Source organism: Bacillus sp. 05T31 (assembly GCF_056396725.1).
This window is the reverse complement of sequence record NZ_JBFTMA010001310.1, coordinates 1-529: the sequence shown is the minus strand read 5'-3', so window position 1 is coordinate 529 and position 529 is coordinate 1. Positions and strand designations below refer to the sequence as shown.

General features: G+C 40.9%; 1 protein-coding gene. It reads left to right on the top strand.

All coding sequences use genetic code 11. The features are described 5' to 3' along the window. On the top strand, nt 1-529 hold a 529-nt coding region (locus tag AC1DJR_RS33075), incomplete at both ends, for an HAD-IC family P-type ATPase (RefSeq protein ID WP_477004577.1).

Sequence of the window (529 nt, the reverse complement as noted above, 5' to 3'; positions counted from 1 at the left end):
GAAGTGGCGCAAGCGGTGAAAGAGTGTAAGGAAGCTGGTATTAGAACGGTAATGATTACGGGAGATCATAAAGTGACGGCAATGGCAATTGCGGAACAGCTAGGGGTTTTACCGGCGGGTGGACGCGTTGTTGAAGGTGTAGAACTTGCGAATATGGATGTAGAGGCATTAGAAGATATTGTAGAAGATACGTATGTATTCGCTCGTGTGTCTCCTGAGCATAAATTGAAAATCGTTAAGGCGCTGCAAAATAAGGGACATATAGTAGCTATGACAGGTGATGGAGTGAACGATGCTCCAGCTATTAAAACAGCTGATATAGGGATTGCGATGGGAATTACAGGGACAGATGTTGCAAAAGAAGCTTCKTCACTTGTGTTGTTAGATGATAACTTTGCTACGATTAAATCGGCGATTAAAGAAGGTAGAAACATATATGAAAATATTCGGAAGTTTATTCGGTATTTGTTAGCATCTAACGTTGGTGAAATTTTAGTTATGTTATTTGCGATGTTACTTGCACTGCCAT